Genomic DNA, 21,486 nt, shown 5'->3' with positions numbered 1-21,486 from the left:
CAGGGCAAAAACTACGAAATCCGGCATCCAGAGCCCAACAGTGGCTCACAAAAACCGTATGCTGGGAACCGCTTTCGGTTCCGCAAGCCATCGCAAGAACTGCGAAACACTGTCGACCTGATCATCGTGCTTTCCATTGGGAAACAGCATCATCTCCCGACGGAATTCCGCCATCCATGGCGCGTCTTCCGGGATCGAAAGATTACCGCCTTCGATGAGATGGGAAACTGCCATAAGCCGCGTTGCTTTGTCATCGCGGGGTCTGAGGCCTTTTGCATTTACTTCCCGGGTGCGTGCGAATTCCTGCAGCAGTTGAAGACCGGAGCCGGCCTCCTCAATCAAGACAAGCTTTGCGTCAAACCTATGGGACTCGCTGACTATCCGGCGCCTCAGCTCTGGAAACTCCAGCCTGGCCCGGCAAACGTCGACAAGCCAGGCCATCTGGTCACGGACTAACCAAGTGGTACAGACTGACCAGTCGTTGGCTTCTTCCGCTTTGGAAGCCGTGTCCCAGCTTTGAATAATCCTGTCCCCTGAGCGACGGTCGGGAAGTGCCGAGTAGGTCTTGAACCAGTCCCATTTCACCAGCCCCCCTCCCATTGGTGCAGGACGCTGTTGGTATTGCGCCGCAAAGACGTAGGACCCAAGTTCACTGCGTCGCTGATCCAGCAAGTCCCTCGGCAACCGCGCTTCATGCAAGAGATGACCTGGAACTCTACGGACAGTTCCCCGCCAGCCAAGCGAGATTTCGACCGGCTCTTCCGCGATTGCTGGCAGATCAAGGTGAAGCCAGTCGCCCATTTCAAGCAGTGTACCGGCGAGGTCTGCTTCATGGACACGCTGCTGTATCAGGATGATCGGACCTGTTACCGGGTCATCGAGCCGGCTGAGCAAAGTGGACCGGTACCACTCGATCACGGCTGCGCGTTTTGCATCTGACTGCGCCTCATCGGGCTTGTGCGGGTCATCAATGATAATGATATCACCGCCCCGGCCAGTAAGCGTTCCTCCGACTGAGGTCGAAAAGCGCCCTCCTCCGCGCGTCGTTTCAAAGTCGGACCGTCCGCCACGCCCTTTGGCAATCCGGGTCACAGGAAACGTGGCACAGTACCAGGGCGCTTCCATCACCTTCTGACAATCGAGAGCGAACTTGTCTGCCAACCCTTCGGCGTACGAAACACAGACAATGCGCCGGCGGGGGTCCTTGCCGAGCAGCCAGGCCGGGAACGCAATCGAGGCCGAAACCGACTTCAGGGATCTTGGCGGCATGGTAATGATCAACCGCCGGATCCCGCCACGCGCAACCTCTTCAAGATGCCATGCTATCGCATCGATATGCCAGTTATGAAGGTAACTCATACCCGGATTGACCGTCAGCGCCGCCCTCTGGATGAAGCTGGACAAGTCCTGTCGCAGCAGAGGACCAAAAACCTCACGATCAGTCGGTCTGAATAGCTGCGCCATTTTCATCTCCTTTGTCGTCTGAATTTTCCAGCGCCACCTTCAGCTTTGCCTCGACAAAGCGCGCGACGATGTCGCTTTCCCCCCGAATAAGCCCCTGCTCCGCGGCACGCGCCTCATCCTCAGCGCCTATTGTCCGGGCGAGTTCCAGCAGACGTTCCATCGCCCGCGGATCACCCTTCAGGGCCTTTTCCCGCAGACGCATCAAAGTTGCGAACTGAGTTGAAACCTTGCGAGGCTTGCCATTTTCAGTGATCGAAACCTTTGCGGCAAGAACCTTACGGATATCTGTCGAGAGGTTCCGAGTTCCCTTTGGCCGCCCCTTTGGATTGCCAGACTTTCCCTTCTGAAAGCGGCCGGCTTCAGGGGGCTTACCATATCCCACTTCGTATTCTTTTTTGCTCACGCCTCACCCTCCCCGCGATCGTCTTCGATCTCTGACAGAAACCTGCCGTCCGACAGGCGCACCGGCTCTTCCCCGGTTGCATCACGCCAGCGGCGAAGAATGACATCGACATATGCGGGGTCGATTTCGAGGCCGAATGCACGTCGCCCGCTTGCTTCTGCGGCCATCAGCGTCGCACCGGCTCCCATGAACGGGTCGAGCACCAGGTCACCGCGTTTCGTGACGTCCAGCAGAGCGTCTCTGACCATCGCGACAGGTTTCGCTGTAGGATGTGCACGAAGTTCGTCCATTCGCCCTTTGCGGAACGTGTTGACACCCGGGTAGCGCCAGATGTTGGTGCGGTTGCGTCCATAGCGCCCAAGACTGACGTTATTGCGGTGTCGGCCTTTACCGGCGCGATAGACCAGAACGAGTTCGTGCTGGGACCGATAGAGTGAGCCCATACCTCCGTTCGTCTTTGCCCAGACGCAGAGATTGAGCTGGGTTTCGAATACGGACCGCCCAGCGGTGAGCATTTCCGGGAGATGGCGCCAGTCCATGCAGACGAACCAGACGGAGCCAGCCTTGCTGAATTCAGATCCAAAGCCGAGCGTGGCCTGCAAAAAAACTGCGAACTCATCCGAAGTCATTTCTCCCGAGGCGACCTCAAATTCACGATGCCGGGTCTTTCCCTTACCGCCGACATGACCGTGAATCCGGACGTTGTAGGGCGGATCTGTGAAGCCAGCATCCGCGCGCTCATCGCCCATCAGACGCAATACGTCTTCGCATGACCGCGCATCGCCGCAGAGCACTCGGTGTGGACCAAGCTGCCAGAGATCGCCGGGGGCAGTAGTCGGTGTACCGGACTCCGGTTCCGCTGCGGTTTCAGAGTCTTCGCCGTCATTCCGCGCCGCATCGAGGATGATGTCGATCTCTGCTGCCTCAAAGCCGGTGACTTCGATGTCGAAACCCAGTTCCAAGTCGCCGAGATCCGTGAGTTCGGCGGCGAGCAAATCCATGTTCCAGCCTGCGTTCAGCGCGATCTTGTTGTCCGCCAGCATGAGTGCCCGGCGGGCCGGTTCGGGCAGATGCGCGACCCGGATCACAGGCACAGTCTCAAGGTTCAGAAATCGGGCCGCTTCAAGTCGGCCATGGCCGGCGATCAGGACACCGTCGGTATCCACAAGGATCGGGTTGGTGAAGCCAAACTCCCTGATGCTTGCGGCGATCTGCTGGATTTGTTTGCGGTCGTGCGTTCTGGCGTTACGCAGATTGACGGTGAGCGCGTCCGTCGAAACGTATTGGAAATGAAGTTTCTGCATTTGTCCCTCCGTTCAGGTCATGCGGAGGAACATGGCTTTGGGGCCCGCTCGATATAACGGACAAGTTTTTCCCAAAAACGCGAAAAAATTGTCCCGAAACGTTATCTCAGGAATCTGCTCTGGATTTCATCTGCTTAAGAACATCATAAACAACCCGCGTCAGGCTACCGATCCCAATATGGTAACCGGCTTCGGAAAGTTCAGAGCGCCCTACTCCATGCACGATACGACAGAGTTCCAGAAACGGATCCTGATCGCGATTGCCCCTGCCCTTGCCAGCGATCGGCAGAGCACCGTGAGCTCGCCACCATAGGTTGGCCATTCGGCGGATCAGGTCTTTCGTCGCGGCATTTGACGGGCCGCGAATACTTAGACTTTCACCCTCGCGAGACGCAGCGAGGAGAACGCCAAGGGGCCAGTCGAGTTGCCGACGCAACAGCTCGAAATCATGGCTTATAGCGTCTTCAGCCTGGATACATCGTTCATCCTGAAAGAGCCGGAACCAGTCGTTCGTCGCGGGATCGAGCGTGTCAAGAACCTGCTCGAGCTGCTCCACGGCTTTTCCAATACGTTTCAGGTCGCGGGAAACGGCAGTTGATGGCTTTATACTATTTTCACCAAGAGTTGGCGCATGCCGACTGCTCTCGAATTTTGCCCGCTGTATGAAACTTCTGTAGGCATCCGGAACAAGTTTGCGCAACTCGGCGTGAGTCTCTTCATCCTTGCAGCCGAAACTGCCGATTACGTCTTCGAGCTGTTCTTCCGATAGCCCCTGCACCTCCGCAACCCAACCAAAGTCGGCTTCGGCACTCAAAACCTCGTCCACTTTCTGATCGCCTATCCGATCTTTCCCGGATTGCCTACCTTGCACCATCGACCTTACAGCCCTGCATCTGTTGCCTCCGATATCATACTGGTTGCCAAACAGAGCGGCCCGCAAGATGTTTCTCGTAGCGGCTAAGAATCGCTCTCCCCTGCTTCACCCGGAGCAGCGGAGTATACTCGTCATAGGGATGGTCCGAAGGCACCTACACTGTTAAGCGCTTCGCCTCTCGTACCGTGTTAACGCGGCTCCCATCCGACACCGTCAGCTGGGTAAATAGTGCTAACGAAAAAGGACGGGCAAACCTCTGCAGCAACTTGGGATCTCGACAAGGTAAGGAACGCGGTGGTGCCACAAGGGTCAGACGTCGCGCACCACCCCGCCACCGGCCCCGGCCGGGGCCGGTGGCGGGGTCAGCTTAGCAGAACGAAGATACAGAATAGTCAGATCTTTGCGCACTGAACGCGGGTCAGCACACCACTCTCCTTGAAAAATGCATCGCCTTTTCCGGTCAGGGACTCCGCCCCAGGGTCGTCCATAATAACTCGGCTCTCTGTCGCGCTTTTTACACGCAGGGCAAGCTGCGCCGGAAGGTTTGACCTGAGGTTTGTGCTAATAACCGAGGCATCTGGCTTCTGGGTGGCAATGATGACGTGAATTCCGGCTGCGCGGGCTTTCTGGGCGAGGCGCTTAAGGTGACCCTCAATCGTCTTTTTTGCCTCTGCCTCTGACGTCAGGTCCGCATATTCATCGAGTACAATAACCCACCTTGGTATTCTCGTGCCTTCCGACGCCTGGGCATTGTAAGCCCCAAGTGTTTTGACCTTCGAGCTCTTGAACTTCGCGTAGCGGGCCTGCATTTCATCAACGGCCCGCGCAAGGATCTCGATCGCGTCCTCCTCATCCCAACCGATCTCACCATCGACGTGTTCTGACCCCGAGAGATGCTCGAGTTCTGTACCCTTGGGGTCAATAAGCTGCAGTCGCACTTCATCTGGAGAGTAGTGTTCGGTAATGCCGGCGAGGATCGTATTGAGCGCTTCGGACTTGCCGCTTCCGGTTGTGCCGCCGATCAGAAGGTGCGGCGAATTCGACGACGTGAAATCGATTTCAACGACGTTCCCGAGACGGTCCTCACCAAGAGGCACTTTGAGGCCGAACTCAGGGCGTTTCCATTGAGACCAGAGGTCGGCTGCATCCACAAAATACCGATCCTCATCCAATTTGGGCACATCTATGGTCACGTATCCCTTGTCGATATCGAAACGCATGTCCTGGGACGCGTCCAGTTCCAACGCGAGTTTCAAAGCGTCATGCTGTGCAGACAGTTTGCTTGGCGGCACTCCCTTGCCAGGCCTTACACGGTACAGAATCGAAGCAGGGCCCTCGATCGCGTATTCAACATCCGCTGCCGTTTTACTCACGCTGATGCCGTACTGACCAAAAGTATCCAGAATTATCTGGTACCGGCGGTCAAGCTCGGTCTTCCCAAGATGACTCCGGCGGTCGCTCGGGGGATGTTTGACTTCATCAGACGGTAGTGTCTCATCAACCGTCTCGTGCTCAACGGATGCATCATCTGTTTTTTCAGGGGGCGCCGCGTACTCCTCGGCGGTCTCCTTTTCATCCTCCACCTTTTCCACTTCGGTGGGAGCCGTCTCGACATCTTCTTTCCTGTCCTCTTTCTCCTCCTGTTTTGCAATCGGGTCGAGAACCAGAGGATCGGCAGGGCGGTCAAGCAATGCTCCGCCACCCGTTTGCGCGATCAGCACCCTTGGATCGGCATCGTATGCCTCGACCTTCATGTCTCTTGGGTGAGAGTATTCGCATATGGAATAGAGGCCGGAGAGGTTCACTTTGGCAAAGTCACCTTCCCGAAAGAGAGTTCGGATTTCTTCCGTGACCCGCGAGCGCCGAGGCGTCTGATCTGGCTTTGTATCCTTCGGAACAAAGACAGCTTGTTCGCTGACGGTATCGACTGCTGAAAGAATTGTATCCCTCCAGAGTTCGCCATCAATTGGATCCTGTTCTCCATCCCGCGGGAATACGGCATCGAACATCTGCAGTGTTGTTCGAACCTGTTCCGCCCCGTGAGCGTCGTAGTTGGAACGTCTCAATTTACTCTCAAGAACAAGAAGATCGACTGACAGACCATCGTCGCCGAGGCTCACCCCCAATCTGATCAAGTCGGCGCGCATCGAGTTTGCCGAAGCGAACCACTCGGGGTGTTCATCAAGAGATATCCAGGCGACGAACCCTTCCTTGACAGAAGTTGGCATTTGCCGGTTGGCGACCTGTCTCGCGATGCTCAAACCGAGGATCTCCTCGGTAACGCGGGATATCCCGAGCGCGTCCAGCGTCAGCCTTGGCGCAATCTGCCTGGCCTCTTCGTAGATTTTATGGGCTAGCTGCTTTGCCTGCTTTTCGGCCAGCTCCTGTCTACCAATCAGCGACGCAATTCGCTTGAGCTTTCGGGTCAGTCGATCGATGACGAATTGCTGGCCCATGTTTGACGATACAATGAGGGTGAACATGCCGCCGGGGCCAACTCCATCGCGCAGGGAAAGGACCTCTGGTCGCGTTTCGAGCTTCTCAATCTGCTCCCTCGTGATGTGACGCTCGACCGTGATCACCCAATGCGAACGTTTATGTAGAACCCCGAAAAAGCGGGCTGTATTGTGAAAGTTGATCCGAATGTCGATGAAGTCTGTGGCTTCCGGACGATCTGCGGCGACTGGATTTCTACGTTCATGCCTGACCGCAAGTGTAGACCAGTCTGAAAGAGCTGTGTCAGTCGTCTTAGGTCTTAATGATACCCAGAGAGACGACGAGCCAGCTCCCGATGCGATATAGGTTGGGTCGTCAAGAAGTGGGTCGAACTTCGCGGGAGACGACGACTCATCTTCGGTCTTGACGTCCTTACTGAAATTGTCATCCAGAAACTGGGGGACGATCGCGAGGTCGCAAACAAGGCTGCCCAGCTCCTTGTCCGTGTCTTCCCGGACCTTCTCAAGGTCATGAAGATTGAGTTGTACTGGCGGGAAAAGTGAGCCTGCACCGGTAAGCCGATTGTCAGTGTCTACCAACTCGAAGTTGCGAGCGGCCTCATCCCAGCAGTCCCTCGGCGCAACAAGTTCAATCGTCATCGCAAGGTTCTTGAACTCGCCTTTCCTGACTTCTTGGACGATGTCCGCAGGTAGAGCGCTGGCACTGCCGGTCACAACAAGAATTCTCAAGCCGTCAGCCTTGTACGGGTGCGCGTGGACATATCCGGTTATCTGGCGGACAATTTCCGAAACCAAGCTCGCGTGTATTCTGTCACCAGATGCCGTACCACCCGATGAGACATGTTTCTGGAAATTCTCAGTCCAACCGCGCTCACCATCAGCGAATAGAATATGCCCCTCTGACGTCGTGTGAATCGATGGTTGTTGGTGCGGTGATAACCCCTGAATCCAGCTCAGATACAGGTTTTCGTTCTGATCGTTGAGCCGTAGAGTGCCCTCAATTGCGTCCGAGGCAAGCTGGGATGACTTCGCAAGGTAGCGGGCGATCCACCTCAATTTCAGAGGGTGGGACTGCAGCATCAGGACGTTCTCGCCATCAAATCCCTGCACGCAGTCAGCATTCAGAAATTCAATCATACCATCAGGAATGTCGCCATCCGGCACGAAAGCCCTGCGCGCATCTGCGAGAAGTGAGGACCACTCATCAAACACGTCGTTCAACAGCGCGGCCGACAGCCCTTCTTTTCGGGCTTCAGCCCGAAATCTTGAACGAACGTCTACCAGACGGTCGATGATTGGATGCTTTCGTAATTCCTCACGGATTGGTTTCGCCTTTCCATTCGCAAACGGGAGAAGGCGATGTGTAACTTCGGTGATCCATTGTTCGCCGTTCCGGTTTGAAGGCGCAAAAAGTTCCGCCGCGACCTCGCCACTGTCTTCCCCACAGACGGATATCCAGAACAAGGCGAGGTAGGGCAAATCTTCCGGCAGCCACTCAATGGCCAACTCGCTGTCAAGTTCAGTGCCATCCTCTTTATTTTTCAGCACGAATTCGATCGGTACTGGCAACCAGACCGTTCCCTCATCCTCCTCCGAGGAACCCGCGTCCGAACTCTCGGCCTCGGGGTCTATATCACCTTTCAGCGGCGGGACTTCAGACTGTCTGGTCAGGCGATCGTCGATTTCGAGAGTGATAGAGCCAAGACCATCCGCCACGGTGGCACGAATTTCGGTCAGCGATTTTCCGTAAAGGAATGCAAAAAGACCAAGAGTTGGAGCGTGCCGGTCGGTTGTTCCGCCGCCCGCGCGCATTTCGATCCGATACTCGCCATCTTTGAGATCCGAACTATCGCGGAAGCCCTTTGCCACTTGCGCCAGCCTGATTACCGGGTTCTGCACCCTTTCGACTGCCGGTGAAGCCAGTTTTTCGATCCTGCGAAGGGTCTGCTTCGAAAGAAGGTCCTTTAAGGGAAGAGCACCCGTGTCCGCCGACTCGCTTTCCAGAAACTTGATTGCGTCGTCGGAGGACCGGTTGTTCAACCCTTTCTCCACCGCGAGCCCATCGAACTCCGACTTCCTTGAAGGCGAATGGTCGACAATTTCCTCGGCTACACGCTTTCCGAGCGGGAGCCCCTTCACATCCTTGCTGAAGGCCTGCTCGAATATCCGGTATGGAATTCTCTCACGTCTGTCACGGGTGGGAGAAAGGCAGTATTTCGAGCATTCGTCGCGCCAGTGGGCCTGTGTATCAGGTTCATAGGGCTTGCCTTCCTCGTCCACATACTTTGTTCGCTCACAATCCTGTGCGGTCCTTTCCGCGTCGAGGTCTGAAGAGGGAGAGGCGGCGAGTTCGGATCGCAACAGGTTCAGAGAGAGACGGCGCGACAGTCGGCTGGGATTCTGACGCCAGTATTCGTCCGGGAACATATCCAGATGAACAAGGCATCGACCAACAAGCGCATTTGTTTCCTCGGGGGAGTATACGCCACGGCCGGAGACGATCTCCTCTGCCGCAGCGACTACAAAATCCGCAAATTTTCGTACCGGAACAGTCATGTCCGCAGCGTTCAGTTCTCGGAGAACCTCAACCAGACGGTCTCGCAGAAGCTCGTTACCTTCTGGGTTCTGTGAACCGGCAAAGCGGAGAGCTTGTCTGACCATTTCTTCTGGGACAAGAAACTCGCCATCTTCATCGAAGGTGCCGTCGAGAAAATTCACGTCCCGCAAAGTAAAAAGGTCCTTCAGACCCTGCTCGTCGCTCTCAACCTTTGTCTCGATATATACGAGGCCGTGCTCATTGTGGTTGCGATAGAAAGTGATGGAATTCTCCGGATTCGCTCTGAACTCCTGTGGGAACTCGTCATGTGCGTCACTGGCTACTATTAGTCTGACACGTTCGAGGTCCCGATCGGCACGTCCTTGTTGCCAGATGCGAAGAAACTCCATTGCCTCACTTCTTGTCAGGTTCTTCAACCTGAACGAATTACGATCAGAGCCATCACCCGAAGAGAAGCTCCGGGCCACGATCTCGAAAGCCGTACCGGCGATTACTTTATCAATTCCGCTCATTTCTAAATTCCGATCAGGAGGCCGTTCTTGGGCTGACCATTCGCGTAGCGTCTGAGTACTGGGTCACCAGTCCGGCGGCGATCATCTGAAGGGCCAGCTGTGCTTCGTTTTCCTCAAAAATGCTCGCATCGATCGAGTTGATTAGGCCTGAACCCTCGGCAGCGCCCCGACCGATTGCGATGTCAAGGCGGTCATAGAGGACCTCCGTCACAAAGCGTTCGAAGGGCATCTCGCTGCCTGCCGGTATCGTTGCCAGCACAATCATTTCCAGGGCATCAACCGATAATGTGAAGTGTTTCCGCCCGCGCCAAGCATTGAGAAAGCCATTTGCAGCGGCAGTTGCCCAGAAAAAGCTACGGATCTTGTTACGTTGCGCGTTGGGGAGTCTTGGATCGGCGGCAACGCTGTCAATTGCGCCAAGAATGTTTCCGAGGACTTCCTGCAAACAACGCTGCGACGCTCGCCGAAGTTGGGGACTTCCGGCGCCGCAATCGCAAATGATGGGGCTCTCTTTCAATTCCAGTTTCTGCCTGGCCCGACGGTTCTGCATCAATACCAGCCAGAGCGCCGTCCAGCCCATGACCGCACGTATCTTTGCCACAGAGGTTGCTTGAGACTGTTCAAGAATGTTGAGGATGCCATCGCGGTAAACATCTTCGAAATCGTCGATATTGGCCCGTGTGGCTTTTTCAATGTCATCGAGAACCGGCTCTGTATCCGATTTGCTCTGTTTGTTGATAAAATCTGCGAGAATTTCCAGAGGGCTTTCGAGAGTCGCCGAGTAAAGTTGGTCGAACCCGTCTGCAACTCGCTTGAGACGGGCCGCGTCTGGATCGAATCTAAGGATCTTGAAGGCGAGCGCTCCGCCACCGCGAAGATAGAGCCGCTCGAGGCGTATGTTGCCGGAGCGCTCCCTGGCGTCCCAATGTATCAGCGAAGATGTGTACGGGAAAAAATGCGCTCTCGACCACTTCGGTTCTTTCGTTCCATTGGGGATTTCAAGTTGCAAGCAGCGGAGAAGTTCTCGCAGGGTCTCTTCAGCGGAATTGTCGTCGAGCAGTACATCATGCCGTCGTTGATCATCTTTGAAGCTGCTATCCCAGACCAGCCGCCTCCCGAAATCGTGCGATCGGCGAATGATTTGCACAGTGTCTGATGATGGGAGCCTATTTCCGCCTTGTCCGCAGAAGATAAAGTTCAGAAGCTCAAGTCCCGGGTAGTGTCCGGCGGCATCGAAATCGAGGACGCCTCCGAACAGTTCGCGAGAAACTTCTGGACCTTTTCGGACAGTTTGATTGATTTCGTCCTGCATTTTCAAATCTATCCCTTGATCAGGCCCCGGCGCCGACCTGAATGGTGGTTCCATCGATTGAGATCGTGCTCGATAGGCCGTCTCTAATCAGATTGATCTGGTCGGAGCTTGCCTGTGCGGACTGCGCAATCCGGCCCAGAAAACTGGCGACACGTCGAATATCGTGCTCGTAGAATTTGGTCGGAACGTGGCCAGCAGCCGCTCGGAGAATGCAATCGAACGTCATCAAATCCATTAGCAGATCGTGAGCGTCGTCCTGTTTGTCGATGACCCGCAGGACCACGTGGCGGTCAATCCAGTCCACGCTCGACTTGACGTGATGCGGGACGTCCTCGCTATTTCCCCACTTTTCTGAAAGTCTGAGTAGGTCAACGTTTGCCGGTTTTATCCTGGCAGCCAGTATTGCCGTTCCGGACATGGAACGCCCAAATGCTGGATCGACGAGGTGGAGTATTGGCGTCTGTTGTGAAAACTGAAGACCCTGAATGTGGTGCAAACCGGCGATCACCTTTCTTTTCAAAAGGGTCCGTTCCGCGTTGTCCAACTGGTCATGGACAATTGCCAAGAAGTCAGCGCCATAGGGAAAGCCAAGGTGTGCCATATCGAGTTCTTGTCTGCCGATCCCGTCGACATATGCCCGGCGCCTGAGAGCCCTTACGACTTGCGAGACATTTTCAGCTTCATCAGCACGCTGCTTCTTGTTGCGGGGGTCTCCAATAATCTCGTCAATACCGTCCGCAGCATCGATGAAATCTTCATCTGAAGTTGGCGGTGCCGGAAACTGCAGATCCAGTTGCCCGTGTTTGAAAATCTCCTGTTCATTGACAATACGCTCGTCAATTTCGCGGATAGCGCGCCGTCCGGGATCGAGTTTCGGAAGCTGCTGCATAAGCGGCAGACGGTTCAGCTGCTCTTTCGAAAGCGTGTCGGGGGCCTCAAAGGCGAGATTGTAGAATGCGTAGGCCTGCTGCCAGCACTTCTTTCGGCCGCGTCTCATCCTGTGGACGTCCTCGCACTTCAAGCCCCCTGTCAGAAGATATGCAAATGCCATGAGCATGTCGCGGATGGTTATGACGTAGCCAATTCGCTCCAGCGTGGCGAACAGGAGTCGCAGCTTTGTCTTTCTCGTAGCGGCCGCAACCTCGTCGACGCGCTCTGAAAGCATTTCTCTGTTGCGGTTGATTGGGCAAGCTTCTCGAGCGTCACATTCGCCACAGCTTCTCCACCTCGTACCAGAAGTCCAGTCACGGATCGCGCGGTCTCCAAGCGAGAGACCGTCTTCGTCGGCTGCAGTGGACTGGTGATTGAGATTGACGATATGAACGCGCCCATCCTGGCTGGCCTTGCCATTTTCGAAGGACGCCTCGAAGCTATTCAGAAGCTGCGCACAATAGTGCCCGGCCTGGTCCGAGGCAAGAACGGCGCGAAATCTTCCCTCATTTGCGCAGATGATGGTTACAGCCTCGTCACTGTTGGACTCCTCGACCAGGTTCGCCGCGATCTCCGGTGAGAACTCTGAAAAGTCCTTAAAGATGCGTAGCCCGAGATTTGCTGAAACACCCTCCTTCGCGTAGATAACTTGCCTGCCATCGCACGCCTCGTTGATCAGCTTTCTCGCTTCCTCTTCGCCATACCCTAGGAAGCTCTCGATGATCCTCCGGCACAGGTGCGTTTTCCCGTGACCTGCATCGCCGGTTAGGACGATTACATGCGCGCCAGTATTGGCAGCTTCGAGAACATAGTTATATGCGACAGTATCTAGGTTGAGAGTGTCACCAGCTACCTGATATTCTTCATAAATCTGGTCGTGGGACGGATCGAATGGTAGGAATCTTGCCATCCGATAAACGTGAGGATTCTTCATTTCCGACATATAGCTGCTCTCTACACCGCAACACCTCTTCGGATGTTCGGATGGAATTTCTATTTTGAAGAGTAGCAATGTGGCAAGCGAATGCAATATTTGCGGAATTCATGGGTCGCCCTAAGAAGCCCATCGATTGCTTTAGGATTCGCTCTCAGTTTGCTGATAGCGCCTCCGACGCGGGATGACCTCGGCTTTGAACAGACCGTTGATAGTCTCGGCCAAGCAACCAAACCGATCCCCTACCCCCAAGAGTAACAAAGGTTGCGGCCTTGAACGTATATTGCTTCGCGTTTATATCCATAGCTGCATCAAGAGTGGGACAAGTGTCCCCACCAACCTGCCCAACCCGGCAAGGTGGTAGCCCGAAAGGGGATGCGGCCAGATCGGCAACGAAAGGGTTGGCCCCATCCACAAGCTATTGCCCTGCCGGTCCCTTAGAAGGAGACCGTCATGATCACGCGTAGAAAATTCATTGTCACAACGGCAGCAACGGCATCCAGCCCGTTTGCTGCAGAGGCATCTGCTGAACAAAGTGAGTGCCTTCCCCTGAAAGCACTGCCAAGGGTCCGCACCGTCTTCGCAAAACGAGCCGATGAAGGTCGGCTAGTTCTGTTTAGCGACGGACCGGAAACACCGCAGAAGCTGATCAGGTCAGACGTTCTCGAGCGAGCTTTCGGACCGGGGACAGACCTCCTGCTACAGCAGCGGGACCATTGGCGGATGATCGATGAGGGGTGGTTTGCAGAAGATGAACTTTTCGAACCCACTTGTATCGAAGATCCCGCCTTTCAGACTTGGCATGCTAACTACAGGCCTGAAACCGAAGCCCATGATTTTCTCTACGATCTGTTTCGGGACGAGATTGCGGGGCCGTTTGGCGCCCGGATTCCCGATCTGGGCCTTGAGCTTGGTGAACATCCGACAACACCGCGCTACGCAACCGCCAAGCTCGACGGTGAGTGGTGCATTCCGCTCATTACTTCTGCAGTAGCGGCCCGGACAACCTGGCTCGCAATTGACACCAACATCGCGCCCTGAGATGCGACCCGACCAGCGAGGCCCAAAGCCAAATGTATGATATCATTCCCGACATTCACGGTCAGGCAACAAAGCTGAAAGCCGCATTGCGCGATCTCGGCTACTCCGAGAAAAACGGTGCCTGGCGCCACAGCGACCCCAGGCGTCATGTCATCTATCTTGGGGACTTTATCGACCGTGGCCCGGACAACCGCGAAGTGATCCATATTGTGCGGGGTATGATCGAAGCCGGCACCGCCTTCGCAGTCATGGGTAACCATGAACTGAACGCGATACATTTTCACACCGCTGATGAAACCGGTCCGCTCAGAGCACACTCTGAAAAAAATATCGCTCAGCATGCATCCTTTCTGAAAGAGTTCCCTTTGGGATCACCTGAGGCCAGCGAAGCCATCGCCTGGATGAAAGAACTTCCTCTCTATCTTGAGTTTGACGGTTTCCGTGCGGTTCATGCCTGCTGGGACGAAGCCGGTATCGGACAGTTGAAACAACAAACGACGAGAGGAGTCTTGTCTGAGGGACAACTGGTCAGGGCTGCAGCCAAAGAAGATGTGTTGTTCGAACTGGTCGAGACGGCTCTCAAGGGCCCAGAACTTCAGCTGCCCGACGGTTACTTTTTTGTCGACAAAGGTGATCACCACCGAACGGAGGTACGTCGGAAATGGTGGGACAGTAACGTGACTTCATGGCGTGACGTAGCAATCTCAGTTCCGAAACCTGAGCAACTCCCTGATCAGAAACTACCCGACAGAATAATTACCTCGGCTTATCCAAGCGATGCTCCACCCGTCTTTTTCGGACACTACTGGATGCAAGGTAATCCCGTGCTTCAGGCGAAAAATGCACTTTGCCTCGACTATTCGGCAGGACTTGATGGACCACTTGTTTCATATGAAGCCCGCCCGGGCCAAAATACTTTGTCGCTCGAGTGGCTGCGGGTCCACCAATAACAGCAACACTAAATCTCCCATCAGGTGCGCTGATCTTTAATCGTGCTACTGGCAATCCGGATCATCTGAAACCAGAATGAGCGCACATGTTTGCTTTCTACGACTTTGAAACCACAGGAACCTCGCCCGCATTCGATCAGCCCCTGCAGTTTGCGGCGCTCCTGGTTGACGACGACTTGCGTGAGGTGGATCGCCGCAACCTGCGCTGTCGTCTGGAGCCTCACATCCTGCCCGCTCCTATGGCCTTGGCGATAACCGGCGTGACACCCGAACTTCTTATGGATGCCTCGCTGGACACATGGTTCGGGTTTTCCCAGGCGGTTGCCAAAACGATAATGGATTGGTCGTCGGCCACGTGGGTCGGATACAATTCGATCAACTTCGATGAGAATGTGATGCGGCAGATGTTCTACCAGAACCTTCACCCGGATCTCTATCTCACACAAACCGGCGGAAACAGCCGCATGGATGTTATGCAGATGGTCTATGCCGTGCGCGAACTCGCTCCTGAGGCGCTCGAGTGGCCGACTGATGAAAACGGTCGTTCGACGTTCAGGCTTGATCGGTTGGCGCCATCCAATGGTTTCGCCGAGCACAATGCACACGATGCTCTGGGCGACGTCAGAGCCACACTTCATATCCTGTCGCTGTTGAAGCACCGCACACCGGAAGTCTACGAGCGCTGCCTGCACAACCGAGACAAGGCAACGGTCATCGAGGACCTTCAGCGAGGCGATCCAATGCGGCTGATCCTGCGCTTTGGCGCAGCGCCACCGAGGTCATATTACGGCGTCTACGCGGGCAAAATCCCGGATAACCCCAACGCGCTGGCCTTTCTTGACCTCGACGCCTGCAATGCGGCTGATTTGCTTGGAGCAGACGACGCAACACTCGACCGCGCTGTGTCCGGTTCACCAAAACTTATCCGCACCGTGTCCGCCAACCAGGTCCCGAACCTCTTCCCGGTCGAAAACCCCAAACCAGACTGGATCGCAGCCGCATCCGCTGTCGCGGCGCACCCGGATTTCCGTTCGAGGGTCGGTGCTGCGCTGGCGCGGCGGTTTGTTGACCGTGAAGAGCCGGAGCACGTCGAAGAACGGATCTACTCAGGTTTCTATTCAGGCGATGACAAACGCGCGCTCCGCGACTTCCAGAAATCTGATTGGGCGCAGCGCGTTGAGATTGTTGAAAGCCTCGGCGATGAAAGGCTGAAACAACTGGGCAGGAGGATTATTCATTCCAACGCATCACACCTGCTCCCGGAAAGCTATCTTGAAAACGCCAAAAACCAGATACGGGCACGCTGGCATTCGAATGAAATCAATCCACCATGGACAACCCATGAAGTTGTTGAACAGCAACTGACGGAACTGGGTAAGCGGGGGGTGGTTTCACGGGAGACTTTGCGGGATTTGCGCAGCTTCTATACAGACCGTATGTCAGAATAGATACTTCGCTCCATGAGATGCGAATGCTCATTGGCGTCTGTTGTCGAATTCAGATCACAGTCTATGAACTAAGCATAATGGGCTTACGCAGTGCCACAAAATGCGAAAAGCGGACCTTCGCTTAGCTGGTCCCAAATAGCGGCAACGCGGGTGGAGCAGCCAAACAGGGAGTACGAGACCGGCGCCTTAGCTTATCGCATGGGGCACAAGCACCCGGAGTGGTTTGCTACCGATCTGCAGATTGGCCGGCAGATCGCCAAGATGCTCTCCATCTCCATAGACCAGCGAGGCCCAGAAACTGTTTGGCTCGCATGTGACCCGGCACCGCTGATGAAACTGATTTCTTACCTTGGGATGGGTCAGATGTTTCCCGGACAGAGCTTTCATCAGAAGTCCGACTGCAGCGGCTCTTCCAAGACTCGTTGCATAGAGAACATTCAGCTTATCCGGGTTTGACGTGGCTTGTGGCGCTATGTGTATGCCGCCGCCGGTATACTCAGATGCCGCTCCAATAAAGATCAATAATTCCTCGATTGTTTCACTGTCATCCAATGTCAGCGCATAATGGTGGCATCTCAGCTTCATCAAACTGATCAGCGCGGCGGCCGTGTAGAGAAGCTTCCCCTTCAGCAGTGGCAATCTTGCGGCCCTGAAACTTGCCTCGCTGAGCAAGCCTACTCCTGCACATGTCAGGCAAATTCTCGAATAGTCCGAAAACTCTACATCTACGTATCGCGCGAAATGGACTGAGCCCTTCTTGATCGCATCTTCAGCGTCTCTGATGGTTCGAATTTGCAACGAGTTAGCAAAGTCATTACCCCGCCCGAATGGCAGGATCGCCATCACTCCACCCGTCTCTACAGCCTGCTGCGCGACGATATTTTGAAATCCGTCGCCGCCACAAGCGACAACAGTATCTCCGGCCATCATCGCATCTCTTGAAAGTTGTGACGCATGGCTTTCAGACTCACTAATCAGCGTTCTCGCATTCACATGCTTTGATACCTGCGCCACCAGGTTCTTCTTTGTTGAAAGGCTGGTTTTGCCCGAATCCGGGTTAATCAAGAACAGGTAATGGGCGTGCTTGTTTAATGAGTCGGCCTTCCGATCGACAGGGCGAACTGCAGGTGTTCGCATCGAAAATACTCCATAACCAGTTCCAAAGTTGTCGGGATTGGGAACCAGCCGGGGCGGCATAGTCAAGAATAGAAGCTCTGGCGACTGGCCCACGAAGCTTTGGGCATGCCAGATGTTTGAGCTCCTACAGCGCCGCAAGATAAAGGATCTTGCCATTGAACGATGGCAAAACATCCGAAGGCGCGGTGCACTCCGCTTCTCCTGGCGGTCAGTCCGCGGTTGTCATGCCTTTGAAGACGAACTTTTTCGACTTCTTGAAATCACCCATTTCTCAGTATGCGCCCAACCATTTTCTGTCGTGGTCTTAATTCAACTTACTTTTGGCATAAGCAAGGTTGTTGGACAATAACGAGCTCTTTCCCACGTCTTCGAGCCCTCGAGTGTAGATTGCCACAACTTTCGCCCAGTCGCTTTCAAAGCTCTGTCGCGCCCACTTCTCATAGACAAAGACCTTGACGCTGTGCACGGTATCGCTGTCCAGCTCAGATGAGACAGCATTGACCCAAGCCAGCGCTTCTTCAGCATCACCGACCTTCACAGCACTTGCTGCTTTTTCAGAAAGCACGTTTTCCAGAACGTTGGGCAAGGACTTCGCATTCGGGAAGACCGCCTTCATCTGCTGTACGGCCGCAAGAAAGTCTTCCGGCCTCCCAGTTGCGAGGGCTTCGCGAGCCCATTCCTGAAAAGCAAAAGGCACGTTTCGACCGAGATCGCTAGAGTCCGGCACGATCTCGAGACCTGACATGTAAGCAGTAAGGGCACCCGACCAGTCCCTTCGGTCGATCAAGTGGTTGCCGTAATCCCGGTATAAAACGATTGTAAGCGATCTCAGTTCTTTGGGGCTTAGAAACCTTCGGGCAAGGACGAGTTGCGACTTCGCCTCCTCAAGGCGATCTTTCCTGACCATTTCGGATACCAAACGCTTTAGTGTTCGCCCCCCCATCTCTGCAACCGCCTTGTCGTGAGGGAAATGGTCGATCAGTATTTCCATTGTACGCGCAACGGCCTCCGCTCCGCCCGCTTGGCCTTCCGCCTTAGTCCATTCCTGGGCAATGTAGGCGATGTTGTTTGAGAATATCTTGGGCTCACCAATCTCTGCCCGCCCAGTTGCATAAAGCTGAGCAGCGCGTGGCCAGTTGTGCGCTTTCATTGCGCCATTTGCTTCATGATCAACGATATAGAGGCGCAAATCCCGGTAGGTTTCATCTGAGAGTAGGAGTTGCGCGCTGTTCAGGTATTCAAGTGCGGCTGCATAGTCTTTTGCATTGACACGCTTCAGGACCTCCCGCTTGAGTTCTTTCTCTCCAAAGCCCTTGTTCTGGCTGAAGGACGGAAAGAGCGTGCGTAACTGGGCGACCACAGCTTCAAGTTCCGTGTTTCCCCCAGCGGCCAGAGCAGCACGCTGCCACTCCTGCACGACAAAGCGGGCATTCTGCTTTATGTAATAGTCGTCAACGAAGCGACCAAGACCCTCGGAATAGAGCCTGGCAGCCGCTTGCCAGTCCTTTGCATCAATCAGGCGTTCGCCGTAAATTCGGTAAACGAGTGGAGCAACGGCTGTGTCCGATCCAATAGCTGCCAGTAGCTCTTCGGACCTCTTGGCCATCTCCAGTGCCGTATCCCTAGGAACTTTGTTGCCTGAGGCAGCACGTATGCGTTTAAGGACATTTCGTTCAACAACCCCATCAAGTCCTGCAAGCGGGGCAAACCTATCGGAAAATTTTCGGAGAACCGATATGCTCTCATCGTAATCTTCAGTCTGATCTGACCAAGACTGTGCCAGATAGGCCAATGCGCGAGAAACTTTCTTGCTTTCAGGATATGTAGAGCGCCCATCGAACAGAATTTCAGCCGCAGCTTCAAATCGGCTTTCATTCATTTCTTGTCGCGACTGGCGAAGGAAGAGTTGTTCTTTCCAGGAATTTACATCGGTCAGGGCCGTGTCGGTAAGAAGCGCGAGGCCCCGGTCAGCGATCTTGTGAGCCGATGTCCAGTCGCCAGATTTGATCGCGGCCTCGCCCGGTCGAATAAAGAGCGCCGAGCGAAGGGGTTCGAAATCCGCATCAGGGACACCTAATGCCCCTCTTTGCAGAATTGCAAGTCCCGCTTCTGGACCTTCAGTTTCCGCGATAGCCAGCGCGAAATCCCGCCAAACCCGCATCTCATTGCTGACTAGTGCACGGTCTTCTGGTGCCAGCTTTCGCCCAAGTGCAGCAACACGGGTTGCATCCTCCCATTCGCCTGATCTTGCCAGATCACGGCTCCATCTACCCATGGCGGCAAGCGCATTCGTCGCTGCCGATTTTAGTTCTGGATCAAGGCTTAGAGCACGGAAGTTGGCCAGAAGAGCGTTGTAGTAATCACCATCCTTCAGATAACCCACGCCGTGGTTGTAATATATCAGTGCGGCCAGACCGGCACGACCAATCTCACGCCTCTTGGACTTGTTAGACTGCGGTATGTAGGCGTAACCTGTCAGCTTCTCAAATTCTTCGATGCGCTCCCGATGCGGATTGAACCCGCGCGCCGTGGTCGTTTCGACATCAAAGTGATCGGCCCCGTCGTAGAGGATCGAAAATGCGTGATCGGGGACTTCAATTGCACGAAGGTCCAATCCTAGTCTTTGTCCAATGACATTGTAGAGAACCGCGGATGACACGCAGTTGAATCTATTGCCACTTAGTACTTCAGAGAGGTTTGTTTGACGTTCGACATAGCCTTCCGTCAGTACGGTATCGTGCAGCCATAACAGAAGTCTCTCGCCAAGCTCCTTGGGGGGCGCTGACACATCAAGGTTGCCACGTGCCTCTGCTTCCAGCGCATCTATTTGTTCAATAAACGCGTTGCGTCTTCCGGGATCACGTACACCAGATGCAATCAAAGCGATATTTTCGAAATCGCGCTGATCGAGTATGCCGTCCTTTGAACGAGAGAAAACGTCCCGCTCGTCTTCGGTCAGATCAAAATCACCACTTCCGAAAGCGGAAAGCTCAGCAATAATATCAAGCGCAGCTGCAGGGCTTTCCCCAAACTTATATTTGGTTTCAGGTGTACCGACCCGACCAAGAAGAGCGACATCGGCAAGCGCGAGCGATGCCGCCCCCTCCGCGGGATAAAGCCTCAACATGACCCAATTTGCACCGCCTACTGGCAGCTTAAATTTTTCAGAAGGCTTTAGCGCGTCTAATGGACCATCGCGAATTGTGCGATAGCCGCTAGAGGCTGAAACGGACGAATAGAGAATGTCGAAGCGCGCAGGCCGTTCACCGCCTCCAGCATCCCAATTCGTAAGAACCAGCTCTTCGGGCGCGACACCTTCTCCTGTGAAGGAGAATACGAGATCTAACGAAACCACCTCATTCGTAGGAATGTCGAAGAGCGCACCGGTCTCAGGATCATTGTCGAGAAGCTCTTGTACCGCATCACTTTGACCGCCCGGCATGAGGAAGCTTTCGAATTTTCCGATCTCCGGATCCAGCAGGTTGACGTCGCCTTCAGCTAATGCCGAAGATACAGTGACGCAGAAAGCTGCTGCGCCCTTGAAGAACTTCCGGAGGATTAATCCTGTTTTCATCTCAGGGAACTCCTTTCAGCTGGTCTGCCAATGTCGGCGCAACTACCTAAATCCCCAAAAACCCACTCCACCTTGGCAACTATACTTTAGATCATAGTCCCAATCCGTCTTGGTCTTGATGAGATGTTGTCTGCCTCTGATCGAGCTCAAAGGGCTTCACCTAGAGGAGAAAGAAGCCTGCTGGTTGGTGCGGTATTTCAATCCGGTTTCAGGGACTCTGCAAACTCAGCCATCGTGTTCGTAATTCCATCGGGCGACCAGCGATCCGGGTCTGAGTACTCGTACTGAACGCGAAAAGAAAAGTCTGGCTTGGCGATATGGATGAGGCATTGAACCCATGCCCCCTCCACTTCTTCATCCATCGCGTCACGAAGTTCCTCAAGCTTATCAAGAATATCATCAGCATTGACCGGCTCAAGGGCCTCAAATCCACCATCTGATTCATAGCGGTAGCCGACGAGCTCCTCCGCACCATCCCGAAATGTTGCGACGACTGAAATTGCCTCCCACTCCTTTCCTGCTATCCCCGGGTCCTCGACGATAAGTTCGCCCACCGCGAAGGCAAGTTCGGACTGAGTTCTGGTCGCCAT

General features: G+C 54.7%; 13 protein-coding genes and 1 riboswitch. Of the genes, 3 read left to right on the top strand and 10 right to left on the bottom strand.

Features of this window, described 5'->3' with window-relative positions; all coding sequences use genetic code 11:
• Positions 1 to 45: 45 nt before the first annotated feature.
• The 7 genes from terL to AB2B41_RS19650 all read right to left on the bottom strand — a co-directional run bounded on the left by terL (position 46) and on the right by AB2B41_RS19650 (position 12,755).
• Complete coding sequence (gene terL / locus AB2B41_RS19680; protein ID WP_367879536.1) at positions 46 to 1,464, bottom strand: phage terminase large subunit; 1,419 nt, start codon at positions 1,462 to 1,464, stop codon at positions 46 to 48.
• The gene (locus AB2B41_RS19675; RefSeq protein ID WP_367879535.1) at positions 1,439 to 1,867 is read right to left on the bottom strand and encodes a DUF5681 domain-containing protein; all 429 of its coding nucleotides are present in this window, start codon (positions 1,865 to 1,867) and stop codon (positions 1,439 to 1,441) included. The genes terL and AB2B41_RS19675 overlap by 26 nt, the downstream gene beginning before the upstream one ends.
• On the bottom strand, positions 1,864 to 3,171 hold the full coding sequence (locus tag AB2B41_RS19670; protein ID WP_367879534.1) for a site-specific DNA-methyltransferase: 1,308 nt from the start codon (positions 3,169 to 3,171) through the stop codon (positions 1,864 to 1,866). Before AB2B41_RS19670 ends, AB2B41_RS19675 begins: the two co-directional genes overlap by 4 nt.
• Before the next feature lie 106 nt (positions 3,172 to 3,277).
• Positions 3,278 to 3,997 carry a hypothetical protein gene (locus tag AB2B41_RS19665; protein ID WP_367879533.1) on the bottom strand — a complete coding sequence of 240 codons (720 nt, stop codon included), beginning with the start codon at positions 3,995 to 3,997 and terminating at the stop codon, positions 3,278 to 3,280.
• 440 nt (positions 3,998 to 4,437) lie between these two features.
• Positions 4,438 to 9,570, bottom strand: a complete 5,133-nt coding sequence (locus AB2B41_RS19660) for an FtsK/SpoIIIE domain-containing protein (RefSeq protein WP_367879532.1) — start codon at positions 9,568 to 9,570, stop codon at positions 4,438 to 4,440.
• A gap of 13 nt (positions 9,571 to 9,583) precedes the next feature.
• Positions 9,584 to 10,882 (bottom strand): hypothetical protein, encoded by a 1,299-nt coding sequence (locus AB2B41_RS19655; protein ID WP_367879531.1) that lies wholly within the window; start codon positions 10,880 to 10,882, stop codon positions 9,584 to 9,586.
• A gap of 19 nt (positions 10,883 to 10,901) precedes the next feature.
• Positions 10,902 to 12,755: a hypothetical protein gene (locus AB2B41_RS19650; RefSeq protein ID WP_367879530.1), complete on the bottom strand. Its 1,854-nt coding sequence runs from the start codon at positions 12,753 to 12,755 to the stop codon at positions 10,902 to 10,904.
• Positions 12,756 to 13,049: 294 nt separating this feature from the next.
• A riboswitch (SAM-I-IV-variant riboswitch) is annotated at positions 13,050 to 13,153 on the top strand.
• A gap of 46 nt (positions 13,154 to 13,199) precedes the next feature.
• On the opposite strand from AB2B41_RS19650, the gene AB2B41_RS19645 reads away from it, so the two are divergent.
• The 3 genes from AB2B41_RS19645 (at position 13,200) to AB2B41_RS19635 (ending at position 16,185) form a co-directional block, all read left to right on the top strand.
• A complete protein-coding gene (locus AB2B41_RS19645; RefSeq protein ID WP_367879529.1) occupies positions 13,200 to 13,787 on the top strand; it encodes a hypothetical protein in 588 nt (195 codons plus the stop codon).
• A gap of 32 nt (positions 13,788 to 13,819) precedes the next feature.
• Positions 13,820 to 14,737, top strand: a complete 918-nt coding sequence (locus AB2B41_RS19640; RefSeq protein ID WP_367879528.1) for a metallophosphoesterase — start codon at positions 13,820 to 13,822, stop codon at positions 14,735 to 14,737.
• An 86-nt stretch (positions 14,738 to 14,823) separates the two neighbouring features.
• A complete protein-coding gene (locus tag AB2B41_RS19635; RefSeq protein WP_367879527.1) occupies positions 14,824 to 16,185 on the top strand; it encodes an exonuclease domain-containing protein in 1,362 nt (453 codons plus the stop codon).
• A gap of 186 nt (positions 16,186 to 16,371) precedes the next feature.
• Here the strand turns inward: AB2B41_RS19635 and AB2B41_RS19630 are convergent, their stop codons facing one another.
• From AB2B41_RS19630 to AB2B41_RS19620, 3 genes are all read right to left on the bottom strand, one after another.
• Entirely contained in the window at positions 16,372 to 17,322 is a 951-nt protein-coding gene (locus AB2B41_RS19630; protein WP_367879526.1) for a diacylglycerol/lipid kinase family protein, read from the bottom strand.
• Positions 17,323 to 17,626: 304 nt separating this feature from the next.
• Complete coding sequence (locus AB2B41_RS19625) at positions 17,627 to 20,896, bottom strand: hypothetical protein (protein WP_367879525.1); 3,270 nt, start codon at positions 20,894 to 20,896, stop codon at positions 17,627 to 17,629.
• Positions 20,897 to 21,093: 197 nt separating this feature from the next.
• Entirely contained in the window at positions 21,094 to 21,486 is a 393-nt protein-coding gene (locus tag AB2B41_RS19620; protein WP_367879524.1) for a hypothetical protein, read from the bottom strand.

This window comes from Sulfitobacter sediminis, from assembly GCF_040811725.1.
Lineage (GTDB): Bacteria > Pseudomonadota > Alphaproteobacteria > Rhodobacterales > Rhodobacteraceae > Sulfitobacter > Sulfitobacter sediminis.
The sequence above is the reverse complement of the archived record's forward strand: the minus strand, read 5'-3'. Positions and strand labels throughout refer to the sequence as shown.